The organism is Kitasatospora sp. NPDC001132 (assembly GCF_053598415.1).
The window spans coordinates 98,277-119,330 of record NZ_JBSFKF010000005.1; the positions used below are offsets into that span (position 1 = coordinate 98,277).

At 68.4% G+C, this 21,054-nt stretch carries 12 protein-coding genes; 5 read left to right on the forward strand and 7 right to left on the reverse strand.

Annotated elements, in window-relative coordinates; all coding sequences use genetic code 11:
• Nucleotides 1-175 precede the first annotated feature (175 nt).
• Complete coding sequence (locus tag ACWDBE_RS09010) at nucleotides 176-4,099, reverse strand: ricin-type beta-trefoil lectin domain protein (protein WP_449807593.1); 3,924 nt, start codon at nucleotides 4,097-4,099, stop codon at nucleotides 176-178.
• A 39-nt stretch (nucleotides 4,100-4,138) separates the two neighbouring features.
• Between ACWDBE_RS09010 and ACWDBE_RS09015 the strand changes: the two genes are divergently transcribed.
• The 3 genes from ACWDBE_RS09015 to ACWDBE_RS09025 all read left to right on the forward strand — a co-directional run bounded on the left by ACWDBE_RS09015 (nucleotide 4,139) and on the right by ACWDBE_RS09025 (nucleotide 13,004).
• On the forward strand, nucleotides 4,139-4,585 hold the full coding sequence (locus ACWDBE_RS09015; protein ID WP_449807594.1) for a hypothetical protein: 447 nt from the start codon (nucleotides 4,139-4,141) through the stop codon (nucleotides 4,583-4,585).
• Nucleotides 4,586-4,900: 315 nt separating this feature from the next.
• Nucleotides 4,901-12,181, forward strand: coding sequence for an RHS repeat-associated core domain-containing protein (locus tag ACWDBE_RS09020; protein WP_449807595.1), 7,281 nt, complete (start codon nucleotides 4,901-4,903; stop codon nucleotides 12,179-12,181).
• 88 nt (nucleotides 12,182-12,269) lie between these two features.
• On the forward strand, nucleotides 12,270-13,004 hold the full coding sequence (locus ACWDBE_RS09025; RefSeq protein WP_449807596.1) for a hypothetical protein: 735 nt from the start codon (nucleotides 12,270-12,272) through the stop codon (nucleotides 13,002-13,004).
• Nucleotides 13,005-13,425: 421 nt separating this feature from the next.
• Here ACWDBE_RS09025 and ACWDBE_RS09030 read toward each other — a convergent pair whose 3' ends face one another.
• The 6 genes from ACWDBE_RS09030 to ACWDBE_RS09055 form a co-directional block, all read right to left on the reverse strand.
• On the reverse strand, nucleotides 13,426-14,754 hold the full coding sequence (locus ACWDBE_RS09030; protein ID WP_449807597.1) for a tyrosine-type recombinase/integrase: 1,329 nt from the start codon (nucleotides 14,752-14,754) through the stop codon (nucleotides 13,426-13,428).
• A complete protein-coding gene (locus ACWDBE_RS09035; RefSeq protein ID WP_449807598.1) occupies nucleotides 14,754-14,963 on the reverse strand; it encodes a helix-turn-helix domain-containing protein in 210 nt (69 codons plus the stop codon). Before ACWDBE_RS09035 ends, ACWDBE_RS09030 begins: the two co-directional genes overlap by 1 nt.
• Entirely contained in the window at nucleotides 14,963-16,408 is a 1,446-nt protein-coding gene (locus ACWDBE_RS09040; protein WP_449807599.1) for a replication initiator, read from the reverse strand. The genes ACWDBE_RS09035 and ACWDBE_RS09040 overlap by 1 nt, the downstream gene beginning before the upstream one ends.
• A 141-nt stretch (nucleotides 16,409-16,549) precedes the next feature.
• A complete protein-coding gene (locus tag ACWDBE_RS09045) occupies nucleotides 16,550-17,302 on the reverse strand; it encodes a DUF2637 domain-containing protein (protein WP_449807600.1) in 753 nt (250 codons plus the stop codon).
• A gap of 41 nt (nucleotides 17,303-17,343) precedes the next feature.
• On the reverse strand, nucleotides 17,344-18,711 hold the full coding sequence (locus ACWDBE_RS09050) for an FtsK/SpoIIIE domain-containing protein (protein WP_449807601.1): 1,368 nt from the start codon (nucleotides 18,709-18,711) through the stop codon (nucleotides 17,344-17,346).
• A gap of 139 nt (nucleotides 18,712-18,850) precedes the next feature.
• Nucleotides 18,851-19,183 carry an SCO3933 family regulatory protein gene (locus ACWDBE_RS09055; RefSeq protein WP_449807602.1) on the reverse strand — a complete coding sequence of 111 codons (333 nt, stop codon included), beginning with the start codon at nucleotides 19,181-19,183 and terminating at the stop codon, nucleotides 18,851-18,853.
• A gap of 228 nt (nucleotides 19,184-19,411) precedes the next feature.
• Between ACWDBE_RS09055 and ACWDBE_RS09060 the strand changes: the two genes are divergently transcribed.
• Nucleotides 19,412-19,711, forward strand: coding sequence for a hypothetical protein (locus ACWDBE_RS09060; RefSeq protein WP_449807603.1), 300 nt, complete (start codon nucleotides 19,412-19,414; stop codon nucleotides 19,709-19,711).
• Entirely contained in the window at nucleotides 19,695-20,726 is a 1,032-nt protein-coding gene (locus tag ACWDBE_RS09065) for a DUF3710 domain-containing protein (RefSeq protein WP_449807604.1), read from the forward strand. The genes ACWDBE_RS09060 and ACWDBE_RS09065 overlap by 17 nt, the downstream gene beginning before the upstream one ends.
• Nucleotides 20,727-21,054: the final 328 nt, after the last annotated feature.

The window sequence follows — 21,054 nt, forward strand, 5'->3', positions numbered from 1 at the left end:
AGGCCACGACCACATCTCCGGCAACCCCACCAGCTGGCCAACCCGGGTGTCAACGCCGTCGACTGATATGCCTGAGTTGCCCTATTCCTCCCTCTCCGAAGGGCGCCCGGCAACGCGCAGGGCCCGCGCCGCCGACCGGCGACGCGGGCCCTGACGCCAGCTCAGGCCCCGGAGGTCAGGAGCGCGGCGGAGCGGGAAGCACGGCCGACTTCAGCATCGGCAGGCTCCACTGCTGGTTCGGCCAGTAGCCGCAGCCCGCGATCTGGAGCCGTGTGCCGTTGGCCGCCGGCCCACCAGGGATCTCGAAGCACTTACCGGACGCGGGGTGGAACAGCGCGCCGTTCGCGAGCGGGATCCACTTCTGCGCCGCCGTGCCGTCGCAGGCGCGGTACTCGAGCTGAGTGCCGTCGGTCATGCCGGCGTTCACCGTGGCGATGCACTCGCCCTTCACCCGGACGGTGCCGTCGTTCCCGAGGGCGAGCTGCTGCGCCTCGCTCCCGTTGCAGGTCACCAGCATGATCGGGTTGCCGTTGGCGGTGCCCGCGTTGACGTCGTCCACGCACATGTTCGAGTCGACGCCCGAGCGGACGACGCTGGTGAGGCCCGGCGCGCTCGGAGCCACCGCGAACGGGTAGACGGCGGTGCTGCTGATGGCTCCGTCGAAACTCGTGGACGGCTTGGACTGGTACCTGTACCGGCCCAGCGTGAACGGCCCCGAGGACGCCGGGCTGGTGCCGGCCCGGTGGACCTTGGTGCCGGCCAGGACGCCGTCGACGTAGAGCGCCATCGCTCCGGAGTCGGCGTTGTAGGAAGCGGTCAGCCGCGTCCAGACACCGAGCCGGGTCTGAGCGCTGGCGTTCTCCGTGTCGGTGTAGTCGTACGACCAGGTGTCGTCGTCCGCGTACGCCAGGGCGAAGTGCCAGTTCCTGCCCGCGCCGTCGCTGTAGAGCAGGAAGTTGCTGCCGTGTCCGGTCTCCTGGCTGGCGACCACGCCGCCGGCCGATCCGGACAAGGCCCAGGTGGACACGGTGAAGCTCTTGCGGGTGTCGACCACCGGCCCCGTCATGGTGACGTTCGAGCCGACGCCGGGGTTGAAGTAGCCCACGGTGGCCGGCCGGCCGTCCACGGACTCCGGGCCCCAGCCGACGTTCGTGGCCGACCCGTCGGTGCGCTTCTGCCCGTCGCGGACGGTGTTGGTGCCGTCGTGCGCGGCCAGCCAGTTGCCGGCGGGGCGGTTGAGGTTGCCGAGCGCGACCGGGGCCTTCTCCAGGCCGGTCACGGTCGCGCCGCTGGTGGCGTCGGCCGCCTTGGTGCCGATGCCGGCCCAGGCGACCAGCTGGTTGTTGGTGTCCACGGCCCAGAGGTCAGGGACGCCGTCACCGGTGACGTCGCCGTTGGAACCCACCTTCGGGTACAGCTTGGGGTCGACGCCGTTGGCCAGCCAGCCCTTGGTGGGGCTGGAGAAGGCAGAAGCGTCGAAGGTGTTCCCGGGCGCCGGGGCCAACTGGTAGGCGTGGATGGTGCCGTCGGTCTTCGAACGGGCCCACAGGGTGGGGATGTTCGTCCCCTTGGCCGGACCGGGGGTGATCAGGTCGTAGTAGTCCCAGTCCTGCTTGTCCTTGAGCGGGTCCGGCTCCGACAGCAGGATGGTGGGGCCGTCGAGGTTCTTGTTGGTGTCCTGTTGCCCGAGCCACAGCCGACCGTGTTCGACGAAGAGCAGCGAGGAGTTCGGCAAACCGGCCATGTTGGTCCCGGGGTTCCTGGGAGTGTCGCCGGTGGGTGATCCGAACGCTGCGATCTGGGTTACCGCGGACCAGTCGCCGCCGTTGCCGTGCGTCGCACAGTCGATCGGCGTGTAGTCGGGCAGGATGCACGCGCGGCTCTTCGAGAGCTCGAAGGCCGCCTGCCCGTCGAGATGCCCGGCCGTATCGTCGTTGGCGTACAGGTAGAGCCTGCCGGCCCCAGGAGCGTGGGCGATCAGATCGTCGACGTTCCGCTCGCTGTACGAACCCCGGTGGGTGATCTGGACCGTGCTCCAGTCCTGGTTGTCGGCCGCTCCCGGTGCCGAGGCCGGCTTGGTGTTCGGCGCCGCGTACGGGTCGGCGTTCGCGCCGACCAGGCGCAAGGACCCGGTGCCGTCGGGCAGCAGGACGTCGGCCTTCCGGTCGCCGTCGATGTCGCCCATGACCGGGTCGCCCGCGGCCGGGTTGCTCGGTACGAAGAAGGTGTACGCGACCGGCTGTGACATGTTGCCGGCGTTGTCCTGGGTCTGCAGATAGAGGAAGTTGGTCCCCCAGTGGTTGGCGGTGTACTTCAGCTGGAAGCTGCCGTCGCCGTTCATCTTGACGACATTGCCGCCGTCGTTGCAGTTCCAGCCGGTGGCCGCGGCCTGGATCGGGTCAGTGGTCCAGCGGGCGCAGGCCAGACCGGAGGAACGGCCGCCGGTGGCCGGGGCCGGGTCGGTGCCGGTCAGGATGAACGAACCGGGCTCGCCGACGCGCTTGGGGTGCCCGCCCAGGGTGCCCGACTCGGGGAAGTCCGTCGAGGTGATGCGGGCGGTCGGCGGGGTCCGGTCGACGCGCAGGAAGCACATCCGGCTGTTGTCGCTGGTGAGCGTGCCGTCGGTGGTGGCGGCGAACCAGCCGTACTGGTGGCCGTCGATCAGCGATCCGACGCTCGCGTACTTGCGGCCCGAACTCGCGGCCCAGCCGGTCTCGTAGAGCTTCGAGGAGCCGTTGTCGTCGTCGTCCCAGATCTTGAACGCGGTCCAGAGCTGCTCACCGGTCGGCGACCAGGTGTCCACGCTCAGACCGATGTCGGTGTTGATCCCGACCCAGCCCGGGTTGTCCCACGGATTGGCGGTGCCGGGGGTCTGGCACTTGTCGGACACCGCGTCACGGGCGAAACCCGGCCGCGGGTTGGTCCCGGGGTCGCCGATGTGGGGCTGGAAGTCGTACGTCACGACGACGTGCGGGTTGTTGGCGAACCGCTGACGGTAGTACTTGTTGCCCTCGTCGTCCGGCGCGAACATGAAGGTCCAGCCGTCCCAGTGCTCGCGGGCGGCCTGGATCATCTGGCTCTGGACGTCGAACTCCTTGCCGCCTTCACCCATGATCCAGTTCATGCCGACCTTGGAGCAGTTCGACGGCTGGGGGCAGGGCTGGGCGTTCCAGCGCGTCCACTGGTTGATCGGGTTGCTGGTGGCCGACCCGGTCGAGTAGAGGCCCATCGGAGTGGGAGTCGAGGGGCTGGACGACTGGGCGACGGTGGCGTAGAGCTTGGCGCTCCGTACGTCAGAGTCCCAGAACGCCGAGTTCAAACCAACCTGGAAGTAGGCGCGTTCCTTGCCCTCCTTCTCGCAGCGGTTCCTCGTGTCGATGTAGCCGCAGTAGCCGGCCGCAGGCGTGTCCTGGCCGAGCTGCGTGCCGTTGTACTCCATCGTCTCCGGGTAGGCGGACTGCACCTGGGCCCAGGCCTGGGTGCCGTTGTCGACGCTGGGGTTCCAGCCCGGGTCGATGAACCAGGGGCCGGTGCCCTGGCCGAGGAGCGAGGCGTCCGGCACCAGGTCGATGCCGCCGCCGCTGATGGTGGTGGCGATCGGTGCGGTCCGGGCACCGGGCCCGGGGGCCTTGCTGTCGGATCCGGCGGCCTCCGCCGTGCCGTCTGTAGCGGGTGCCGCGGCGGACTGGGCCGCGGCCTTGGGCTCCGGGCCCGGAGCGGTGGACGAGTCCCACATGACGGGTGCCGGAGCGGTGAAGCGGGCCTTGCCGGAGGCGTCCTCGGCCGCCAGGTTGCCGGTGACGTCCGCCTTGACGGTCAGTCCGTCGACGGCCGTGTCGAGGTGCAGCTTCTGGATCTTCGGGTCGGCCGCCGCCTGGGCGGTGCGCACGATCAGCACCTGACGCAAGCCACCGGCGGGGGTGGCACTCAGTTCCAGGTCGACGTCCGGCAGGACGGAGCGGTAGAGGGCGCTGCTGCCGGAGAGTTCGGGCTTCGGCAGGGTGAACGGCGCCTTGATCGACAGCTTCTTGCCGTCCGCCGTGGCCATGGTGGCCAGCGCGCCGGTGCCGCCTCCGGAGAAGGTGAGGCCGGAGGGCACGGCGGTGGGCGTGACCGTCCCGTCGGGGTGGTCCGCAGCGTGGCGTCCACGGCACGCCAGGTGCTGTCGGCGTTCTTGATCCGCTCCACGATGGGCGATGAGTCGGTGGTCAGCGTGCCGTCCCGACTGGCCGTGGTCTGGCTGCCGCCCGTGGTCATGGAGTCGACCACGACGGGCTTCCCGGTGCTCTTCGCCTTCGCCTGGGCGGCGCGTATCGCCTCGGTCCGCGCCGAGCGGGAGTCGGGCTGCCCCTCGGCGGGTGGCGTCGGCCACGACGCGTCGGCGGGACCGTGGCTGCGGTCGGCCGGAGCCGCTGCCGCGACTCCGGGTGCCGCCAGCAGCCCAGCACCCAGGGAGAAGACCGCCGTGCAAGCGAGCGGCAGGAGAGCCACTCGGAATGTCCGGATTCCCGCAGGTCGTCGCGAAAAGGACGGAGATGGAGGAAGTGACCTCGATATGAAGACCCCCTCGTCATTGGTGATGTGAGCAGAGATCGGACGCACGCTGCCTTCACATTTGCTTCGCTGTCAAAGCGTTTTGTCGACGAGGTGTCCGAGTTGTCGGGGTGGTAACGCCTTGCTCTCTAGGTGACATTGATCACAGGGGAAGCTTTTATTTCTTTCCTACTTTTGATCGGTCGTGTGCGCCTAAGGTGCCGGGGGCCTGGGCCGGTCCAATCGGCCCGATTCGAGCTTCGACAAACTGTGGGGGGATCAGTTGTGTCGTTCTGTCCGCCTGTTCACCCGTCCGCGAAGTTTGCGGGTGGCCGTGGTGGCGGCTCTGGCCGTCACCATGTCCGTGGTGACACTCCCTTCGGTGGAGGCGGTCGCCCAAGCGGCCGCCCCTCCCGACGTGTGGGTGCCACCGAATACGCCGGTTCCGGCCACCCAGCCGGTGAAGGGCGCCGACGGCAAGCCCACCGGCCACACGCCGGATCCGGGCAAGAAGTGGTCGCCGCCGGCTGACTCCACCCCGCCGGCCGGCCTGGCCACCGCCGTGCTCGGCGGTGCCGGTTCCGGTGCCGCCATGGCGCCGTCGGCGGCTGACGCGACGCCGACCTCGGTGCCCGTGCAGGCCGGTTCGTTGCCGGTCTGGGTCGCCACGGCGCCCGGCGTGAAGCCGGCTGGCCTCGCGGCACCGGCGGCCCAGGAGGCCGCGTCGGCGCTCCAATCCCCGGCGCTCCGGATCGAACTGGCCGACGAGGCCCGGACCAACGCCGCAGGTGTCAAGGGCGCCCTGCTGGGCGTCACCGACACCGGTGAGGGCGCTCAGGCCGGTCGGGTCCAGGTAGGCATCGACATCCAGGCCTGGGCGAAGAACGCCGGCGCCAACTGGGCCTCGCGGGCCCGTATCGTCCAGCTGCCCGGCTGCGCACTGACGACTCCGGGGGCCGCCGGCTGCGGCACCCGCATCCCGGTACCGTCGCATCGCGACGCCGCGACCGGCCGTCTGGTGGCCGAGGTCGACGTTCCGCAGCCGACCACCTCCGTCGCCGCCAAGTCCTTCGCCTCCGGGGCCTCCGGGAGCCCGGCCGGCACCGCTTCGACCGTGGCACTCGCCGTCGAGGCGGAGGCCAAGGGCAGCGGCGGTGACTTCAGCGCCTCGCCGATCACCCCGTCAGCCTCATGGCAAGCCGGCGGTAACGCGGGCAACTTCACCTACGGCTACACCGCCGAGCTGCCCTCCGCACTGGCCGGCCCGGCCCCCGACGTCTCGTTCGGCTACGACTCCTCCGCGGTGGACGGCAAGACCGCCTCCACCAACGCCCAGCCGTCCTGGATCGGCGAGGGCTGGGACTGGCAGCCGGGCTCCATCGTCCGCGCCTACAAGGGCTGCAAGGACGCCGGGATCGACAAGTCGGGCGACCAGTGCTGGGGCGGCGACCTGCTCCAGCTCTCGCTCGCCGGCCACGCGGGCCAGCTGGTCAAGGACGACAAGTCCTGCGAGTGGCACCTCCAGGGCGAGGACGGCACCAAGGTCGAGCGGCTGACCGGCCAGAACAACGGCGCCTGGAACGGCGAGGCCTGGCGGATCACCACCACCGAGGGCACGCAGTACTACTTCGGCGCCAACCACCTGCCCGGCGGCGACGGCACCGACCAGGCCAGCAACTCGGTCTCCACCGTGCCGGTCTACTGGCCCGGCGGCCAGGACCCGTGCCTGAAGACCGGTTCGCCGGCCACCAACTCCTGGAACCAGATGGGCTGGCAGTGGTCGCTGGACTACGTCGTCGACCCGCACCAGAACCTGATCACCTACCGGTACGACCAGGAGCAGAACTACTACGCCCGGGGCGGCGGCCAGAACAACGGCAACGGCACCCGGACGCAGTACCAGCGGGCGAGCTACCCGACCTGGGTCGGCTACGGCCAGCGCCTGCCCGACCAGATCGCGGCCAAGGGCAAGGCCAACCCGGCCGCCCAGGTGTGGTTCCGCACTGCTGAACGCTGCCTGCCGGACGCGGACTTCAGCTGCGATCCGTCCCTGCGGACCAAGGCCAACGCCAAGCGCTGGCCGGACACCCCGATCGACCAGAACTGCGACGCCACCGGTGACTGCACCGTCTACTCGCCGACCTTCTGGACCACCAAGCGCCTGACGAAGGTCGACACCGAGGTCTGGGACGGCGCCAAGTACCGGTCGGTCGACTCCTACGTCCTCAACCAGTCCTTCCAGGACCCGGGTGACGGTACCTCGCCGTCGCTCTGGCTGGACTCGATCCAGCGCACCGGCAGCAACAACCGCACGCCGATCACCCTGCCCGCGGTGTACTTCCAGCCGCTGCAGATCGCCAACCGCGTCGCGGGCCGGATCGTCCAGCCGGACGGCACCTCTGCCTCGATCGAGCCGTACAAGCGTCCGCGCATCCAGAAGATCACCACCGAGACCGGCGGCCTGATCAACGTCGTGTACCGGCCCGCCGAGTGCTCGCGCGAGGTCGGCGGGAAGATGCCGGCGTCCGAGGACAGCAACACGATGGCCTGCATGCCGGTCAAGTGGTACCTGCCCGGGCAGAGCGCTCCGGACCCGGTCAACGACTGGTTCAACAAGATCATCGTGCAGTCGGTCACCCAGGAGGACTCGGTCGCCGGCGGTCAGCCCGCGGTCGTCACCGACTACGGGTACGGCGGCGGCGCGGCCTGGCATCGCAACGACTCCGAGATGGCCAACGCCAAGACCCGCACCTGGGACCAGTTCCGCGGGTACGCGACGGTCACCACCCGCAGCGGCAGCGGCAGCGACGTCGAGGCGCCCCGCACCAAGTCGGTGACGACCTTCCTGCGCGGCATGGACGGCGACGTCCTCGCCAACGGCACGACCCGCCAGGTGTCGGTGAAGGACGCCCACGGTGGCACCATCAAGGACGAGAACGTCCTGGCCGGGTTCGTTCGTGACTCCGCCAACTACACAGGTGACAACGGCGAGTTGCTGTCCACCGTGGTCACCGACCCCTGGCTCGGTCCGATCACGGCCACCCGCAACCAGTCCGGCGGCATGCCCGCGATCACGGCCCGGGCCGTCAACGCCCTGAAGGCGACCAACCGCGAGAAGCTCGCCAACGGCGACTGGCGCACCCGTGAGAGCTCCACCACGTACGACTCGACATCCTTCGCCCGTCCGCTGACGGTCTACGACAACGGGGACGTCGCGCACCCCGAGCAGCTGCTCTGCACCTCCTTCGAGTACGCCACCGGCCCCGGTGGGGCGCCGACACTGCTGGCCTCCCGCACCCTGGTCCTCAAGGGCGCCTGCGGCCAGACCGCGACCAAGGACAACACGGTCGCTGACACCCGGTCCTACTTCGACAACATGTCGCTCGGCCAGGCCGGCGCCAAGGCCGAGCAGACCTCGTCCGAGGTCCTGGAGCGATACGACGAGGCGGGCAAGCCGGTCTACCGGGCCACCGCCCGCGCGAGCTTCGACGACTACGGCCGGGTCATCAGCACCGTCGACCCGACCCGCACCGACGCCACCCACCCGGGCGGTGCCGAGACCAAGACCGCCTACTCGCCGGCGGCCGGCCAGCTGCCGACCCAGGTGACCCACACCAACCCGATGGGCTGGCAGACCGTCAGCACCCTCGATGTGGGCCGTAGCTCGGCGCTCAAGATCAAGGACGAGAACGGCCGGATCAGCGAGCAGGAGTTCGACTCCCTCGGCCGCGCCGTCGCGGGCTGGAGCCCCGGCAACGACCGCGCGACACATCCCACCCGTCCCAACCGCAAGTTCTCGTACTCGGTCAACGGTTCCAACGCGCCCTCGCAGGTACTCTCCCAGGCCCTGATGGGCAACATGGCGGGCACGGAGGAGACCTACACCTCCAGCTTCACCATCTACGACGGCCTCGGCCGAATCCGCCAGACCCAGGCCAGCACCCCCTCGGGGGCAACCGGCCGGATGATCACCGACGCGCTGTTCGACTCGCACGGCTGGCAGGTCAAGACCAGCGCCGCCTACCACAACGACCAGGCGCCGCCCAGCGGTCAGCTCTTCCTGCCCAACGGCGGGGTCCAGCCGGACAGCAAGATCCCGTCCCAGACCGTCAAGAAGTACGACGGCATCGGCCGGGTCGTCGACTCGATCTTCCAGTCGTACGGCATCGAGCAGTGGCGCACCCACGCGGACTACCTGGGGGCCGACGAGGTCCGCACCACCCCACCGGCCGGCGGCTATGCCACCGCGACCGTGTCGGACGCCCGCGGCAACACGGTCGCCCTGCGCCAGTACAAGGCCAACACCCCGACCGGCGCATACGACGAGACCACCTACGGCTACACGCCGGAGGGCAAGGAGGCCTGGCGCAAGGACGCGGCCGGCAACCGGTGGACGTACGAGTACGACCTTCTGGGCCGGCCGGTGAAGTCCACCGACCCGGACTCGGGCACCGGGACGACGGCGTACGACGACAGCAAGAACCTCGTCACCGTCACGGACTCCCGCGGCAAGAGCGCCACCAGCGTCACCGACCTGCTCGGCCGCAACATCGCAGCCTACGAGGGCACGACGGCCGACCCGGCCAAGAAGGTCGCCACCTGGACCTACGACAGCCTGGCCAAGGGCAAGCCGACCTCCTCGACCCGATACGTGGGCAACGACGCCTACACGTCGGAGATCACCGGCTACGACATCGGATACCGCGAACTCGGAGCCAAGGTCACCATCCCGACGGCGGAGAAGGAACTCGCGGGGGTCTACCAGACCGACAACACCTACGACGCCGCAGGCCGCCTGACAACCACCACCATGCCGGCAGTGGCCGGCATGGGCAGGGAGAAGCTGACTTTCGCCACCGACACCGTCGGGCAGTTCGGCGGACTCACCAGCAGCTTCGGCGCCGCGAAGTCGGCCCTCGTGGCCGACGTCCGCTACGACCCCTACGGCCGGCCGTACCGCACGACAGTGGGTGGCGCGGGCGCGCAGGTGGTCGCCACCATGGTGATCGACGATGCCACCGGCCGTGTGACGCGCTCGATCGTGGACAAGCAGACCGCCGAGACCGCGCACGTGGACTCGGTCGACTACACCTACAACCCGATGGGCCAGGTCACCTCGGCCCGTGACGCGCAGGACGGCCAGGTCGCCGACCTGCAGTGCTTCACCCACGACTACCTCGGGAGGCTCACCCAGGCCTGGACCGACACCGGCACCCAGACCACCAAGCCGCAGCCGAGCGTTCCCGGCGTCGGCGCCTGCACCAACACCGACGGCCCGGCCGTCACCGCCGGCAAGCCGAGCATCGGCGGGCCCGCCCCGTACTGGCAGCAGTACGAGTACGACCTCATCGGCAACCGGACGAAGCTGGTCCAGAAGGACGTCACCGGCGACGCCGCCAAGGACGTCACCACCACCCAGACCTTCGGTACCGGCCCCAACACCCCGTCCACCGACCCGAAGACGGGCGGCGGAACGGGCGGTCCGCACGCGCTGATGAAGTCCACCCGGACCGGCCCGGCCGGTACGGCGGTGACCTCGTACACCTACGACGCCGCAGGTAACACCACCTCGATCACCGACACTCCGGGCACCAGGACGCTGACCTGGAACGCCCAGGGCAAGCTCGACCAGATCACCGGCACCGGCCAGAGCGGTGCGACCAGCTACCTGTACGACGTGTCGGGTAACCAGCTGATCCGTCGTGACCCCGGAAAGATCACGCTCAACCTGGGCGCGGACCAGATCACCCTGGACACCGCCACCAAGGTCGTCACCAACGTCCGCAGCTACGGGGCGCCCAACGGCCTGTCCATCACGCGCACCACGACCAACGGAACGTCGACGCTGGCGTACCAGGGCGCGGACCCGCACGGCACCAACGGTGTCCAGTTCGACTCGGCAACCCTCGCCCACGTCCGCCGTCCCACAGACCCGTTCGGCAACGAGCGCGGCACCCAGCCCGCAGCGGGCGTCTGGGCCGGGGACAAGGGCTTCGTCGGCGGCACCAAGGAGAAGTCGACCGGCTTCACCCTTCTCGGCGCCCGTGAGTACGACCCCGGGACGGGGCGCTTCATCAGCCCCGACCCGATCGTGGACGCCGGTGATCCCCAGCAGTGGAACGCGTACGCGTACGCCAACAACAGCCCGATCAACAAGTCGGACGCCAACGGTCTGAAGCCCACGTGTGACACTCAGGCAGAGTGTGACGGTCTCACAGCCGCAATGGACAATGGTCACGGCTACACCTGGATCACCCCCGCGAGCTGGTCGCCGCCCACGGTGCCCCCGCCACCGGCGCCCACGCGGGGAGAGTGGGCCGCGGGCCAGGCACTCGATACCGCGCACAAGAACCTCAACGAGAGCAAGCGCAAGCGCGACGAGCTCGTGCACAAGGTGGTCGACATCGTCGGCGACCTGATCGGCTTCAACGACGCCCGTGACTGCTTCACCAAGGGCGACGTGATGGGCTGCATCAACACCGCGCTCAACGTGGTGCCCTGGGGCAAGGTCGTCAAGGTCATCAAGGCCGGGCTCCAGGCCCTCAAGATCTACCGGGAGATCGAGAAGGTCTACACCGCCATCCGCTCCGGCGAACGCGCGGCCCAGGAAGCCGAAGCCGCGTACGTCGGCGCCAAGACAGCCGCGGCGGAAGCCAGAGCGGCGGAAAGAGCAGCAGCCAAGGCAGCAGAAGAAAAAGCAGCAAAGGAAACAGCAGCCGACGCGGCGGGAACAGAGTCAAAGGTGGCCAAGGCCGAGGCGGACTCGCCCAGCCTTGAAAAGTGCAATAGCTTCCCGGCCACGACCCTGGTCCTGATGGCGGACGGCAGCGTCAAGCCCATCGGTGATGTCCGTGACGGCGACGTGGTCATGGCGACCGACCCACAGACCGGCGAAACCCGTCCCGAGACCGTCACCACCACCATCACCACCCCCGACGACAAGGACTTCACCGACCTCACTCTCACCGACGACGCCAGCCCCCGCGGCCCGCCGGCCGACGGCCAGGCGAAGATCACCTCCACCTACCACCACCCCTACTGGAGCGAGACCCGCCAGCAGTGGGTCGACGCCGGAGAACTGATCCCCGGCGAACACCTCCGGCAGCCCGACGGCACCACCCTCACCATCCAGTCCGTCCGCAACTACCCCTACGCCGTCACCACCCACAACCTCACCGTCAACCTGCTCCACACGTACTATGTGCTGGCGGGGACCACTCCGGTCCTGGTCCACAACTGTGGTGAAGACAAAGTCTGGGAGCCGTTCCGTGAGGGCGTCGACCACACCGACCAGGGAACCCTGCCGGCGGATGCAGGTATTCCGGCCGGGGCCTCCCTCGACGCGGGCGAGTATCACTTCATCGTTCGCCAGGACGGTTCCTTGCGTGCCATGCAGAACGAATCTATGTGGGATCTCAATCCGGATGCTGGGCACACTTCTCTGGGCGATCGCCAAGGGGTGCTCATGGCAGGCACGTTCGATGTCGACGCAAATGGTGCGATCTCCAGGATCGATAATTTCTCTGGCCACTACCGTCCGACGGGTTCCACGCCACTCCTGAACGTAACTCGCAGAGCCTTCCAGGGGCACGGTTGGAACTTCGCCGACGACGCCTGGGATTACTACGCTGGGCCTCCGGGTCACTGAACTGGTACATGTTCGCTGGGGGTAGCCTTGCAGAGGCTGCCCCCAGAGGGCTTGAAGCATCCGAAGGACTACCTCTCCCTATGCGGCGGTGACGATGGAATATCCGGCATATCCCAAGCCCGACGTGCTTCTGGCGCGTCTCGTGCAGATTTCGGAGACCGACCTTTCCCGGGACAATGAATTTCCCAAGGGTGAGCTGCCTCCGATCCAAACGGGGGAGCCTCCGACTGAGGAATTCCTTAGCCGATTGGCGGAGCGGGTCGGCATGCAGAGTCATGACCTATTTCTTATTGCGGGTCTGGCCATTCCGGACGACGCATTGCACTTTGACGAGGAGGCTAGTCGCGAGCTCCCCCAACTGGTGAAGCGCGCACTCACCCTGCCTGCGTCTGACCGGCAGCGACTGCGTGACTGCGCCCGATCCCTGGCTGAAATGTCGCAAACTCTCACTCCCCGTAAGAAGCGCTCCGTTGCGCAGTACCCTCCGGGTTTCGGTTCCCTCCTTGTGCAGATGCTCGCCCTCCGCAATCTGGGATGGTCCTCGGCGGCCAAGGTGATGTATCTGATGTCCGGTGTCTACCTATCGGCTGCGACCATCGGGGCGGTAGGGCGTGGCGTCAAGGAACTCGACCCTGAGCTTCTCGACGGGTTTGCGGTCGTAATCGGCGTTCCAGTCACAGTCCTCGCCTCTTTGGCCGGCATGCACCAAATGCCAGCGAGTCGTAGGAATCCCCAGGAGGTTATCGAAACTGCCACGCTGCTCTGGGATGTGCGGCACCTGACTGCGGAGCAGGTGCGGCAAGTCTCCCATCTGGCAGATTAACCCTGGTTAATCATCGCTGCCAGGCGAGACGATGGCCCGTGAAAGCTGGCGACGAGCAGGGAGTAGCCTCACCGGATTTGTTCCGGTGAGGCTACTGCGTCTCGGTCGCCTGGCGTGAAATTCAACGGGCATTTGGTCTTGTCCGAGGGGCAGGAAGTGGATCGATGAGCTGCCCGCCCGGAAGGCACTGCATGGGATGGTCCTAGATTCGCCCAGTTTTAATGTTCAGGTTCGAGAATTCCGAAAGGCTTCAATAGTTATCTCTAAATTGACTCAACTGAAATAGTTGAATCCATCATACTGCCGCTCACATTTGGATCAAGTGGAGTTTCTGTCACGTTGATTCGAATAACTCTGGAAGCCCCGCCGAGCTTTTCGGCGGGGCTTCCAGATGCCTTGACGGCAGTAGTTGACGGCAACGTCAGCGGACGGGCGCTGCACAAAGCGGTGGGTCGTCGCCGTCGTCGGGCTGGACGGAGCTCTCGGCGAGGTTGCCGAGTGTGCGGCCGAGGAGGTCGATGGCGTTGCGCTGGAGGCGGAGGCGGACGTGGGCGTACACGGTGGCGGTGACGCCGATGTGGGCGTGGCCCAGCAACTCCTTGATGACGACGAGTTCGACGCCCTGTTCCAGGAGCAGGGTCGCAGTCGAGTGCCTCAGGTCGTGGAACCGGATCGCCCGCAGGCGGGAGCGGCGGAGCAGCGCGTTGAAGTGCCGTGTGAGGGTGGCGGGTTCGATGGGGTGGCCGTCCGGGCGGGTGAAGACGAGGCCGTTGTCCACCCACTCTGCATCGGCCTGCTGCTTCTCGTGGGCCTGCCGGTCACGGTGCGCGCGCAGCGAGGCGACGCACGCGGCCGGGAGGGCGATGCGGCGTTCCGAGCTGATGGTCTTGGTGGGCAGGGTGGTGAGGCCGCCGGTGCGGGTGCGTTGGAGGGTGCGGCGGATGCTGGCGGTGCCGCCCGCCAGGTCGAGGTCTTCCCAGCGCAGGCCGAGGAGTTCGCCCTTGCGGAGTCCGGTGCGAAGGGCGAGTTCGAACAGGGCATGGAGGTGGTGACCCTGCGCGACAGTGAGGAAGGTGCGGGCCTCGTCGGCGGTGAGGGGGTTGAAGCGGCGGGGGCGGGGCGTGCCGATGCGGACGTTTCGGGCGACGTTGCGCGGGATCTCCTCCTCGCGCACGGCGTGCTCCAGCGCGGACTTGAGAACGGAGTGGATGTAGGCGAGCGTGAGCGGTGAGAGGTACTTGCGGCAGCACCTGCCGATGGCGCAGCAGCGTGGGCGGCGGCCGGCTTGAGCGTCGGGCTTGCGCCGGGCGTCGATGCCGCGTGCGCAGCACTGGCAGACGGTCCGCAGCCCGTTGAGCCAGCTCCGGATGTCCTTGGCGGTGAGCTTGGCGAGCTTCTTCTTGCCCAGGCCGGGGATGAGGTACTGGTTGACGCAGGCGGTGTAGCGGGTGTGGGTGGTCTCGCGGAGCTGGTGGACAGCGACTGCTTCCAGCCAGTACGTCAGGTAGGCGGCCAGACTGCCCTGGGCGGAGACCATGGGGACGCCGCGGTTGCTGGCGGCGATTTTTTCGGTGAGCTTGGTCAGCGCCTCTTTGCGGGTGGTGCCGTAGACACGGACGCGCTTGCGGGTGTTGCCGGGGGCGAGGACGTAGCCGGCGGCTTCCCAGCGGCCGTCCTTGCGCTGGTAGACGGTGCCGTCGCCGTTGGCGCGGCTGCGGCGGGAGGTGGGGGTGTCGCGGGGTGCGGTCATCAGGCGGCGTCCTGTTCGAGTCGGGTGCGGATGAAGTCGTTGAGGGCGTGGGTGGGGATGCGGCGGGCGCGGCCGAGGGTGATGGAGGCGAGCTGCCGGGAGCGGAGCAGGTCGTAGACGGCGGAGCGGCCGAGTTGGAGGCGGGTCATGACCTGGGGGACCGTCAGCAGGTCTTCGTTCGTGCTCGGAACCGGGCGCAGCGTGGCCATCAGCAGCCGCCCTCTGCTGTGAACTGCCGCTCCAGTTCTCTGCGGTGCCAGACAGCCGCGGCCAGGAGTTCCGCGCCGGGGCTGTAGCCCGAGCCGTGGTAGGTCCAGTGGCCGATGACGAGAGTCGTGCTCGGGTCGAGGTCGGGCAGGTCGGCGTGTGCGCGGGCCTGTTCGGTGCGCCAGGCGCGGCGGTCGTCGCGCAGTTGGCCGAGGGTGACGGAGTAGCAGCGGGACTTGGTGGAGAAGTGGCCCCGGAAGCCGAGCATGTGCGCCCACTTCCAGAGCTTGAGCTCGGCGAACTCCGGGCGCTTGCCCAACTCCCAGCAGGTGCGGATCATCTGCCGCACGTGGCGTTCGACTGCGAGGCGGGGTAGCGGCCGGGCCTGTCCGGTGCCGCGGCAGGCGGTGCACGCGACCGGGGTTCCGTGGCCGGACAGGGTCATGCCGCGTCCCTGGCAGGGGCGGCAGAACAGGGCGCGGTCGAGAGCGCCGGATGAGTCGGCGGACTTGGTGGCGTACTTGGCCACGTAGGCGGCGACCGCGTGATCGGTCAGCTCTGCGTCGGTGCCGAAGGCGGCGATCTCGCGCACGTCGAGCTGTTCACCCCAGGCGAGTTCGCGTTCCCCGACCGCGTCGGAGGTGACGCTGACGGAGACGCGGGCGGCGGCGGCCCGGATGGCGTCGCTGAGCATGGTGACAGTGGCGGACGGGGGCGGAGGCTGGGCGCTACCGTCCGGGCCGTCGAGGCGGATCACGGCGTGGAAGTGGACCAGGCCGCGCTTCTGGTACTCGGCGACCTTGGCGAAGGAGACGCGCAGCACCGCGCGGGCGGTCTTCTGGGTCAGGCCGAGCCGGGCGGCGATCTCACGGCGCAGGTAGATCGTGAAGCGTGCCCACAAGGCTCCGGCGTGGGCGTTGAACAGCACCGCGCCCGGGTAGTCGTAGGTCTTCGGGTCCAGCGGGGTGCCGAGCAGCGCGTCTGTGGGTTCGTGGAGTTTGCCGCAGCGGCAGGGCCGGAGGATTCCGCCCGTGTCGGTGGGGCGGTTGTGGACGGGGCCGAAGGACGGCGCGGTGAGCGTGGCGAACACGCGGGGGTGGGTGCGGACGGTGTCCGGCACGTTCTTGCCGCCGGTCAGGCCCGCCCGGATCAGGTGGAACGTGTCGGCAGCGTAGACACGGGAGCAGGCCGGGCAGCGCGAGGCCCGACGGTTGCCGCACGTCGTCAGCAGGCTGCCCGTGGGTTCGTCGGCGGTGTTGTAGGAGCGCAGTACCTCACCGGTTGCCGTGTCGATGGTGGTGGTCTGGCCGAGCAGGCGCACGGGTTCTGTGCAGCCGCCGAGGCGGTCGATCTGCTGGTGTGCGCGGTCGAAGTCGGGCAGGTTGACCAGGTGGATCAGGTCCCGCACGGCGGGGCTTGCCACGTGGCGCAGGTCCAGGGCAACCATGTCGGGGCGTGTCCCTTCTGTCGGGTGGGGTGGCCCCGAGCAGCAACCAGCCAGTCAGGAAGGCGTGTTGGTGCTGCTCGGGGCATGGAAAGCCGAGCCCCGTCGGGCGGGGTCGGTCAGGTGGAGAAGGGGCCGGCGGGCTCAGGCGGAGAGCTGAGCGTGTGCGGCGGTGGCCAGCGGCAGCGTGACGCCCAGGCGGGCCTTCAGCTGACCGGGAGTAATGTGCTCGCCCTGCTCAGCGTGGTGCGTCTCGGCGATGCGCCGGGCAGCCGTCAGCAGGGCCTCAGGAACGGCCGGGAGCGTGACGGACGCGGTCGTCTTGGCCGGCACGGGGGAAGGCTCAGGCTCAGCGGCGAGGATCACAGCCGGGGCAGGCGCCGGTACGGAGGGCGGTGCGAGGACGGGCTCCGGTCCGGGGCCGAGCGATGCGAGCGGGTCCGGCAGGTGTTCCACGGCCGGAAGCGGGACGGCGGCCTGCGCCGGGTTCGGGGCGCTCAGGGTGTGGAAGTGGCGGAGGAACTGGGGGCCGACCTGGCCCCAGCCGAGCAGCAGCAGCGGGGCGACCGCATCGACGGCGGCACGGCCGTAGTGTCCGGCTGCCAGGGGTTCGGCGACGTTCAGGGCCAGGGTCAGCAGGCCGCACAGGTGCATCAGCCGGGTTGCGGCCGTCAGCTCCTCCTGCGGGACGCCGCGCAGGGACAGCAGGCGCAGGCCGACGAGGAGCCCGACTACGGACAGGTCAACCATGGGGGCGATCAGCGGCGCCACCGGGTGGGGCACCCCCAGGCGCAGGGCCAGTGCCCAGACGTTGCCGAAGGAGAACACGAACGCCAGCAGGGCGATGACCGCCATGACCACGGTCACGATGCGCTGCGTGAGGCGATCCTCGGCCATTAGGCCAACTCTCCTTTCTTGATATTGAGTTACATGAGTGGTCAGGCAGCTTCGGTCATCAGGGTGTCGGCGTCGTCGTCCATGAAGGCGGGCTTCCAGTCGACGGGGCCCGGATAGACGTCGAGGTACGCGGCCGGGTCTTCGGTCAGATGGGCGGTGTCGTCGGCGACCCGGGCCGCATCCGCGCCGGACACGTACGGGGTACGCACGCGGGTGAAGCCCGGGCGGCCCTGCACTCCCATGGAGGCCACCCCGACGTAGGCCGGGTCCTGGAGATTGACCGGGTTCGCGTCCGGCCAGTTGCGAATGTCGTCCCCGAGCGCGGCCACGGAGGCTTCCGCCGTCTTCTGCGCGAAGGACAGCCCCAGCGGGCACACGTCCCGGATGAACGTCGGGATCGCGTCGCCGGTCGCCTTCTGGGTGGCCAGGATGACCATGATGCCGACGCTGCGGCCCTTCTTCACCAGGTCCTCGACCAGTCGGGCGTTCTCCGCCGACAGGGCAGCCAGCTTCTTCGTCTCAGCGTCGTTGCCCTTGTACTCGCGGAAGTACGTGTGCGCTTCGTCGATGACCAGGATCGTCAGCGGCCAGATGCGGGACGGACCGACGTGCCACATGTTCTTCACGCCCAGGACGGCGCGGATGGATGAGGACCGGCCCCGCCGCAGCTTCACCATGCGCTTGAACAGCGCGTTGGCTTCTGCCAGGTCGTCCCCCGCGAAGGCGAACAGGCGGGGCGTCAGATCGGCGTAGTCCCCTTCGTGAGCGGTGGAGACCTTGCCGTCCGCCACGGCGAACTGAACCGCGTCGGAGGGGGCCAGGTCGCAGATGAGCTTGTTGATCAGCGACGTCTTCCCGAAGCCGGGCAGGCCGGCGACGGTCACGCCGGGAACGTTCGCCAGCGGCAGGCTCACGTCGGCCGCGGACTCGTCCAGCCCGAGCCCCCACGTGTCCAGGCTCCCCGGCACCGTTCCCGTGGGGACGTGCTCGGTCGGCGTGATGAGCGGGTCCAGGTGCACAGCCCGGATCACTACCCGCCCGGGACCGTCCGGCAGCACGGAAACCCGCGTGCAGCGCCAGGCGTCGGCCAGGAAGCGCGCCGAGCGCTGGAACTCCTCCAGCCCGACCTTCGGCAGGCACTTGGCCCGCACCACCACCCCGAACCGGTCCGGCTTCACCTTGATCCGAGGCACCAGGACCCGCGGCTTGGGCACCTCGCCCTCACGGCTGACCAACTCGGCCAGGAACGTCGGCGTCTTGTCGGTCACCGACAGGCCCGCCATCTTGGCCAGGCGCTCCCACCCGAACCGGATGCGCATCCCCTGCCAGATGCTTGCCCGCGTCTCACGATCGACCCGCAGGTACCGGACCAGGCCGACCACGGCCCACAGAGCCGCCAGGGCGAGCACCGCCCCGATCAGGACCGGGGCGATCTCATTCACGTCCTTCACTTCACGCCTTCCACGTTGTAGATGAACCCGAGGGCGAACCGGCTGCCGGCACCGGTTGAAACGGGCAGCCGGAAAGCCAATGCCCCTACAGAGCAGCTCACTTGACCGCCTCCAAGTGGCCCGCCCGGTAGGCGATGCCCTCCGAGAGCTGACCGTTGAAGATCCGCGCCCACGGCGTGGCGAACAGGTCCACCGGGCGCACCATGACGCCCGGCTTGAGCCCGTCGGGAAGGCCGGACTGGGGGACGGTGAGCTTCATGACCTCCGCGCGCCCCTCCTCCATGAGCATCACCGTGACCGTGAACAAGTGCTCGCCCGTCTCACGGTCGGTGGCGATCTCGCCGGTCTGCGGGTCCTTGATCTTCGGCGTTGCGTCGGTGCCCGTCATGCAGACGGCAGAGGGCAGCAGTCCGACGCGAATCCTGGTCATAGCCATCCTCTGACGGCAGCGGCGACGGCAACAACCACGGACTTCGACGCACATTCACGGACGGCGACGAACCGTCAAACCACCGTTGACCTGCAAGAAAGCAGGTGGAGAGGGGTCGCGTAGCACACGTACTACGTCCTTGCGGGCGCTGTTCCGGTCCTCGTTCACAATGACCAGTGCAAGAGTGGCAATGGAGGCTCTCAGAACAAGGGGTCGTCCAACGGCTCGGTGGACCCCGCGCACGTCCCGGCCCTTTTCGATCCTGCGACAGGTGGCTACCAGAAGCCCATCGGCCGTCTCTCCGAGCCGCAGGGCAAGATTCGGCGGGCCTCCGAGGAGGTCGGAACCGAGGCGGATAAGCGTGTGTCGATGGTGAAGGGAATTCCGAACAACTTGGGGAAAACGGTGAAGTCGCTCAGTCAGGACGGCGCTGGAGCGGATGCCACCCAAGCACTTCTTGCGGTGACCGTCACGGCGGTACACGCCGTCTACAAGTACAAGTTGAGGCGCAATGGTCGAATCGGTTGATGTTGCTACCGGGATTCTAGAAGAATTCCGTGCGGATGGCTCCTTGACGGAGGAAAGGTCGATCGAGGCGAATTGGGAGGACCGGCCGACGAGCGTCACGCCAGCTTTGCTGCTGCTTTTTGCAGCCAAGATCCTCTTGCAGCTGAGGCGGGATGACGGTGTGGAATTCCCTTCCCAGGCGGCTGTGCCTACGGCACGGCGCCTGGAGGGGGCCGATCTCGACACCGTGGTCGCCGGCCTGACAGGGGACCTGTCCGCTGTTCAACTGGGCGGACGGCACCAGCTGTTCAGCTTGCGGAACATCCTTGTCGTGCTGGCCGCCTTGGTCGATGACGAGGCGATGGGTGAAGACGAGGTCAAAGAGCTGCTCCAGGTGGCTGAGGAAACCGCAGGTGATTTCCTTCGAGCAGAGGATCCGTTCCGTCTGACTGTGCGGGGCGTCGACGTCGGCCCGTGGGACGTGAGCGAGGCCGGCTGGCGGGGAGTGGAGGTCATCGACCTCGGGGGCCTCAAGATTCCGCGGAGCCCGGGTGTCGATTTCGAGATCAACAGGTCGGCGTCCGGTTCCCTCCTGGAGGTCGCCGTCAAGAAGGGGCGCGAGACGGGGCTGCAGCTCCAGGCATTCCATGCGACGTCGTCGGGCTATTGGGCGACGGCACGTGAGAGCTTCGTGAGTAACGTTCGACAGCTCGGAGGTGAGGCACAGGCCTGGGCGGGACGAACCGGTCTGGAGCTCAGGTGCAAGGTCCCGGTGGCGAGCGGTTCGGGCGGGACGGCAATGAGTGTCATTCGGGTGCTCGGCTGTGACGGCCCGACATGGCTGTTGAGGGGGATCGTGTCCGGCGTCGGAGCCGCCGCCGACAGCCGTGACGAGTGGGCGTACGAGTTCTTCGAGCGGACCGTGGTGGACCCGTCCTACCAGCAGGTGCCTACCGCCCTCCTGTCCCCGGCCGGTGTCGTCGGGCTGCGTGCTTTTACAGAGGGGCAGCCGATCCCGTTGCGTCGGCCCGACTGATCCGCCCGGTACCGTCGTGGTCCGCTTGAGCGCAGAACAGCACCCGGGCAGGAGGCCTGAAGCCCCGCCCGGGTGCTGCTGTGACAGTCAAAGAGCTGGGGCTGGTCGCGCGTTCGAGGCAGGGATGGTGGTGACGTCCGGGACAGCGGCGGATTCCGCCGGCACTTCACTTGGGCCGGATATGCCCGGCCGCTAGGACCGAACGTCCGGCGTGGGAGGACAAGGGGGACAAGGAGAGCTGATACTGCAGGATGGGGAAGAGCGCTGGAGCGCCGTCCTGACCGCAATTCTGGTGAGCCGGAGGATCGGTCGGCGCACGTGAAGCTGG

Excerpts from the sequence above, each read along its gene's own strand:
- ACWDBE_RS09030 (WP_449807597.1), bottom strand. The coding sequence starts at position 14,754 with ATGACCGCACCCCGCGACACCCCCACCTCCCGCCGCAGCCGCGCCAAC.
- ACWDBE_RS09035 (WP_449807598.1), bottom strand. The coding sequence starts at position 14,963 with ATGGCCACGCTGCGCCCGGTTCCGAGCACGAACGAAGACCTGCTGACG.
- ACWDBE_RS09040 (WP_449807599.1), bottom strand. The coding sequence starts at position 16,408 with ATGGTTGCCCTGGACCTGCGCCACGTGGCAAGCCCCGCCGTGCGGGAC.
- ACWDBE_RS09045 (WP_449807600.1), bottom strand. The coding sequence starts at position 17,302 with ATGGCCGAGGATCGCCTCACGCAGCGCATCGTGACCGTGGTCATGGCG.
- ACWDBE_RS09055 (WP_449807602.1), bottom strand. The coding sequence starts at position 19,183 with ATGACCAGGATTCGCGTCGGACTGCTGCCCTCTGCCGTCTGCATGACG.
- ACWDBE_RS09065 (WP_449807604.1), top strand. The coding sequence starts at position 19,695 with ATGGTCGAATCGGTTGATGTTGCTACCGGGATTCTAGAAGAATTCCGT.